Origin of the sequence: Rhodovarius sp. (genome assembly GCF_040399605.1) — a bacterium.
Lineage (GTDB): Bacteria > Pseudomonadota > Alphaproteobacteria > Acetobacterales > Acetobacteraceae > Rhodovarius > Rhodovarius crocodyli_A.
Genome location: NZ_JBBARU010000124.1, coordinates 1 through 5593 on the forward strand (window position 1 = coordinate 1; position 5593 = coordinate 5593).

General features: G+C 61.9%; 4 protein-coding genes. All 4 read right to left on the bottom strand.

Going from position 1 to position 5593, the window contains the following annotated elements:
- Positions 1 to 4: 4 nt before the first annotated feature.
- The 4 genes from clpB to ABWP84_RS17880 all read right to left on the bottom strand — a co-directional run bounded on the left by clpB (position 5) and on the right by ABWP84_RS17880 (position 4873).
- Positions 5 to 2626 (bottom strand): ATP-dependent chaperone ClpB, encoded by a 2622-nt coding sequence (clpB, locus tag ABWP84_RS17865; RefSeq protein WP_353213378.1) that lies wholly within the window; start codon positions 2624 to 2626, stop codon positions 5 to 7.
- A gap of 119 nt (positions 2627 to 2745) precedes the next feature.
- Entirely contained in the window at positions 2746 to 3363 is a 618-nt protein-coding gene (locus tag ABWP84_RS17870; protein WP_353213379.1) for a hypothetical protein, read from the bottom strand.
- Positions 3364 to 3374: 11 nt separating this feature from the next.
- Positions 3375 to 4094 (bottom strand): hypothetical protein, encoded by a 720-nt coding sequence (locus ABWP84_RS17875; protein WP_353213380.1) that lies wholly within the window; start codon positions 4092 to 4094, stop codon positions 3375 to 3377.
- 155 nt (positions 4095 to 4249) lie between these two features.
- On the bottom strand, positions 4250 to 4873 hold the full coding sequence (locus tag ABWP84_RS17880; protein WP_353213381.1) for a hypothetical protein: 624 nt from the start codon (positions 4871 to 4873) through the stop codon (positions 4250 to 4252).
- Positions 4874 to 5593 lie beyond the last annotated feature (720 nt).

Sequence of the window (5593 nt, forward strand, 5' to 3'; positions counted from 1 at the left end):
ACCGTTACCCACTCATCCCTTTTCGTAGGGTTTTGGCGGGGTATTGGGCGGAATCCCGACCAGAAGAAAATGTCAGACCCTCCGAATCAGCGCCCAAATGAACCACGTCACCATCATGGACCCCGCCTTCAAGCAGCAATGTGGCCAGGTGATCCTGCACAGAGCGTTGAATAACCCGCTTCAGCGGCCGCGCCCCGTAGATTGGATCGTAGCCGGCCTCTCCCAGCCAAGTCAGCGCTGCGCCATCCACCTCCAGGGTGATCTGCCGCGCCTCCAGCAGCGAGCGCAGCCGCGCCAACTGGATATCAACTATGGCGGCCATATTCTCCCGCGCCAGGCGGCCGAACAGCACCACTTCATCAAGGCGGTTGAGAAATTCCGGCCGGAAACGCTCCCGCACCGCGCGCATCACCGCAGGCCGCGCCTCATCCACATCCGCCCCATCAGGCAGTTCCGACAAGGCCTGCGAGCCCAAATTTGAGGTCAAGACAATGATACAATTGCGGAAATCCACAGTACGCCCCTGCCCGTCCGTCAGCCGGCCGTCATCAAGCACCTGCAGCAGCACGTTGAAGACATCATCATGGGCCTTCTCCACCTCGTCGAAGAGAATGACCTGGTAGGGGCGCCGGCGGACAGCCTCGGTCAGCGTGCCGCCCTCTTCGTACCCGACATAGCCAGGCGGCGCGCCGATGAGGCGAGAGACGGCGTGCTTCTCCATGAACTCGCTCATGTCGATGCGCGTCATTGCCCGCTCATCATCGAATAGATAGGCGGCGAGCGATTTTACCAACTCGGTCTTGCCCACACCGGTCGGCCCCAGGAACAGGAAGGAACCAATTGGCCGATTCGGGTCCTGCAGCCCTGCCCTTGCCCGGCGTACTGCCTTGCTGACAGCCTCCAGCGCCTCCTGCTGGCCCACCACGCGGCGGCGCAGTTCATCCTCCATCCGCAGCAGCTTCTGGCGTTCGCCTTCCAGCATCTTCTCCACCGGAATGCCGGTCCAGCGGCTGACCACGGCGGCGATGCCTTCCTCGGTCACCGCCTGATTGACCAGCTTGCCCTCGCCCGCGCCGGCCTCGGCCAATTCTTTCTCGAGGCCGGGAATAACGGAATAGCGCAGCTCCGCCGCCCGGTTCAGGTCGCCCTTGCGTTCCGCCAACTCCTGTTCGGTGCGGGCATGGTCCAGCTTTTCCTTGATCTGCTGGCTTTCCACCACGCGGCCCTTTTCCGAGGCCCATTCGGTGGTGAGTTCGCCGGATTTCTCCTCCAACTCGGCGAGTTCCTTCTCCAGCTTGGTCAGGCGGTCACGGCTGGCTGCATCCTCCTCCTTCTGCAATGCCGCGCGCTCGATCTTGAGTTGCAGGACGCGGCGGTCCAGTTCGTCCAGCTCTTCGGGCTTGCTGTCCACCTGCATGCGCAGCCGGCTCGCCGCCTCATCGATCAGGTCGATCGCCTTATCGGGTAGAAAGCGATCCGTGATGTAGCGGTTGCTCAGCGTCGCCGCGGCCACCAGGGCATTGTCGGCGATGCGCACGCCATGATGCAGCTCGTATTTTTCCTTGATGCCGCGCAGGATGCTCACCGTATCCGCCACCGAGGGCTCGCCGACAAAGACCGGCTGGAAGCGCCGCGCGAGCGCCGCGTCTTTTTCCACATGCTTGCGGTACTCGGCCAGGGTGGTGGCACCGATGCAATGCAACTCGCCGCGCGCGAGTGCCGGCTTCAGCAGGTTAGACGCATCCATGGCGCCATCCGCCTTGCCCGCACCCACCAGCGTATGCATTTCATCGATGAAGAGGATGACCTGGCCGGCAGCATCCTCCACCTCTTTCAGTACGCCCTTCAGCCGCTCCTCGAACTCGCCGCGATATTTCGCCCCGGCGACCATGGCGCCAAGGTCGAGCGACATCACCCGCTTGCGGGCCAGGGCCTCGGGCACATCGCCGCGGATGATGCGCAGGGCGAGCCCTTCCACAATCGCCGTCTTGCCCACGCCGGGCTCGCCGATCAGGACAGGGTTGTTCTTGGTGCGCCGGGCCAGCACCTGGATGGTGCGGCGGATTTCCTCATCACGGCCGATCACAGGGTCCAGTTTTCCGGCCCGCGCCAGTTCGGTGATGTCCTTGGCGTATTTCTTCAGCGCGTCGAAATTTTCTTCTGCGCCGGCGCTTTCCACCTTGCGGCCCTTGCGCATCTCGGCGATCGCCGCCTCCAAGGCGGCCGGCACCAGACCTGCGGCGCGCAGGGCGCGTCCGGCGGGGGTGTCGCTGGTGGCAAGCGCCAGCAGCACACGATCCTGTGCCACAAAGGCGTCGCCCGCCTTTTTTGCCCCCTGTTCGGCAGCGTCGAGCACCCGCACCAATTCGGTGGAGACCTGGGGTTGGCCGGCGCCGCCGCCCTGCACGGCGGGGATGCGCTTGAGTTCGGCATCCATCGTGGCCAGAGCGGGTGCCGGGTCGGCCTTGGCGGCGCGGATCAGGCCGGCGGCGGCGCCTTGCGCGTCATCCAGCATGGCCTTGAGCAGGTGCTCAGGCGTGATGCGCTGGTGGTATTCGCGAATGGCAATGGTGCCAGCGGCTTGCAGGAAGCCGCGCGCACGTTCGGTGAATTGTTCAATATCCATGGTATGTCCCTTTCCAGGCAACCGCTCCGCCGGTCCCTAACGCGGCAACCGGGGGGAGCGTTCCAATGCTATGGAATTGGGGATCGGCGGGGGGGCGCTTCAAGGGGCCAGGGCGCGGATCAGTCGAGCATGAAGGGGGCGTAGTGCTCCAAGATGCCATCCATGCAGCCGGGGCCGTGTTCCTGCTCGATGCCTAATTTGTTTTCCAGTGTCGCCGCGGCGCCGAGCAGAAATGATGGTAGGGCAGCGCGTATCAGGTCTTCAGGGCCAGCATAGACGTCATAATCACCATCATTGCCGTGTATGGCGAAACGCCGTTTTTCGTCCCAGACCATATGGTAGCCAGTGCGGTGGATATCGAAGAAATAATCCAATTTTTCCTCATTCCAATCGAGTTCCCAAACTGGCGATAATTTTGGCAATACCGGATAAAGAGATGCCCCAAGCAGTATGGTAATGCCGTATCTACGAAGTGCGGGCAGCAACGGACCAAGCAATTCCTCATCGGGCAGCTTGTATCCGATGCTTGGGACCATCTGCACCTTCCAGCCGTGACGGCCCAACCAATCATTTGATAAGCGCGAGCCATCCTGCCCACTCGGTGTCCGGAACGCCTCGAGCATCTCAACAGCCTCGCTGAGCAGTTTGACCTGCCGATCACGCAGGCCAGCCCGCTTGAAATCCTTATCAAGATCGTTATTACGGAAGTATTCTTCTGGGTTTGGTGGATCGTACATGTCCGTTCCCCTTAATACCGAAATTTGTCGGTGATCGTGCTACCCCAATGATTAGAGCCACCTTTGGGGGTGCCTATTTCGAGTGTTGGCCTGCCATCGTAGCCCGGCGTTGTGCTGGGACGGATAGTTGCTGTGCGCCCATCCTCCAAACGGTGCACGATATGGCCGTTGTCGGTGATGTGGGTCTCTCCGGTCGGCCGCAACCGCTGCAAATCTGCCGCACGCCGGGCCTCCCCGCCGCCGCGCTCCCATTGGTCGACATGTCGTCGCGTTGGGCTCATCCAGCGGCCATCATCCCGCAAATCCTGGACCACATCCCGACCATCCGTCCCCAGCCGTCTTTCGCGAGGCAGTGGCGCCGTACGGTTGCGCGGCACGCCGCCACCTCGGCCGTCGGCAGGGCCGCGCAGGATACGGAATAGGGAGTTGCGCCACCAATTGGCCAGATGGACGTTCGCGTCGCCCGCAGGCGTGCCAGCAATATCTGTCCCTTCCGTCGCATGGCTCGACGGCGTTCGCCGCCAATGCGCGGAAACCCAATGCCCATCGCGCATATAGGCACGCACCCAAACCGTGTTGCGCGCGGCTCCGTCGCTTGGGTTTAAAGCACGGAAGCCCTGCCCAACCCAATTCTGAAACGCGCCGCGTTCCGGATGGCCGACCCGCCAGTAGCGCTCATCCGCCACGGCCGCACGCAAATCACTTTCAGTTATTCGAACGATCCGTGACATCGTTCACTCCTGACTAGTGGAATGTTTTCCTAATTTATTCCAGGATAATAGTCAGGGATAGTTTTCTTCTCATCCTTCTAAAAAGACATGGCCGGCCACTACTCCGGGGCGCCCCAGAGCAGACGCCCATCGCCACGCGGTGAGACCTGCGTGGATCAATCGAGCATGAAAGGGGCGTAGTGCTCTAAAATATTGTCGAGGCAGCCTTTGCCAAACTCAACCTCCACATCCTGTCTGAGTTGATCGGTCGCGTCCTCGCCGATCCAACCCTCTGGGAGCGCTGCGCGAACAAACCACGGCGGGCCGCAGCAGATCGCATAGTGTTGAGCGTCGGAATGAATGGCGAAGCTTCTGCCCTCGTCAAAGGCCATAACGGTTCGGCCGTCATGCGCTTCGAAAAAGCGGCCCAAATGGTCAGGGGTCACCTGCATCCGCCAGATGGCCGCAGGCCGATCCGGCGGGGGCTCGAAGACGCCCCCAAGCAGGGAATTGGCTCCCATGTCGCGCACCGCGCCAATGAGTGGCGTCGTGGAGTTGGCGTCCAGAGCGGCCAGGTCCCAATGGGCGATCAATTGAACACGCCAGCCCCTTTCGCCCAGCCAGGCATTGGACATCCGACTGCCAAGCAATCCGCTCCGGTATCGGAACGTCTCTAGCATCAACCAGCCTGCATCGAGATACGCGCGCTGATGCTGGGGTGAACCCGCGCGGGGTATCTCACCAAGCGAGGGCAGGACTGCGCCGCTCGGCGGCTGCGGAAGATTGTTGTTCATCATCATGGGCTCCCCGGAATGGAAGGATACCGAAACTTGTCGGTTTGATCGAAGCGTGCAGGACCTCGTGACTGGCTGGGTTGAGCGATTTCAAGCGTGTTGACGCCTTCCGAACCAGGGCTTGTGCTGGCACGGAGGGTCGCAATCCGTCCATCGGCCAGCCTGTATCGCAATACGCCTTCGCCCACGATCTCGGGTTCGCCGACTGGTCGCAGACGCATGAGATCAATTTCCCGACCTAGCGTGCCGCCTGGGCGTCGCCATTGATCGCCATTGGGATGGAAAGGCCCAACCCATTCGCTCCGATCGCGAAGTTCCGCAGTGTGATCGCGGTTACGATCATCGGTTATGCGTTCGCGCGGGATGGGTTCTTGCCGGGGTGGCGGGCGCTCTTCCCTCGGCCGTAAAGGCCGTTGGGTTTGTGTTGGGCGCGGCCGCACCGGACCACGCATGACCAACGTAGGCGTTATCTCGCCTTCTACAGAGGGCGGGTTTAGGTGCTGCAAGACATGACCGTGGCGACCCGGCGTGCCCCTGAAATGTGAAGACACCCAATGACCACCGCGCATATACGCCCGCACCCAGACGGTGGTCCTTGCCTCGCCATCACTCGGGTTCAGCCCCCGAAAGCCCTGGCCAACCCAATTCTGAAACGCGCCGCGTTCGGGATGGCCAGAGGTGGCTCGGGAAATTCGGACAGCCCGATAACTGGATTTCCTGCCTGAC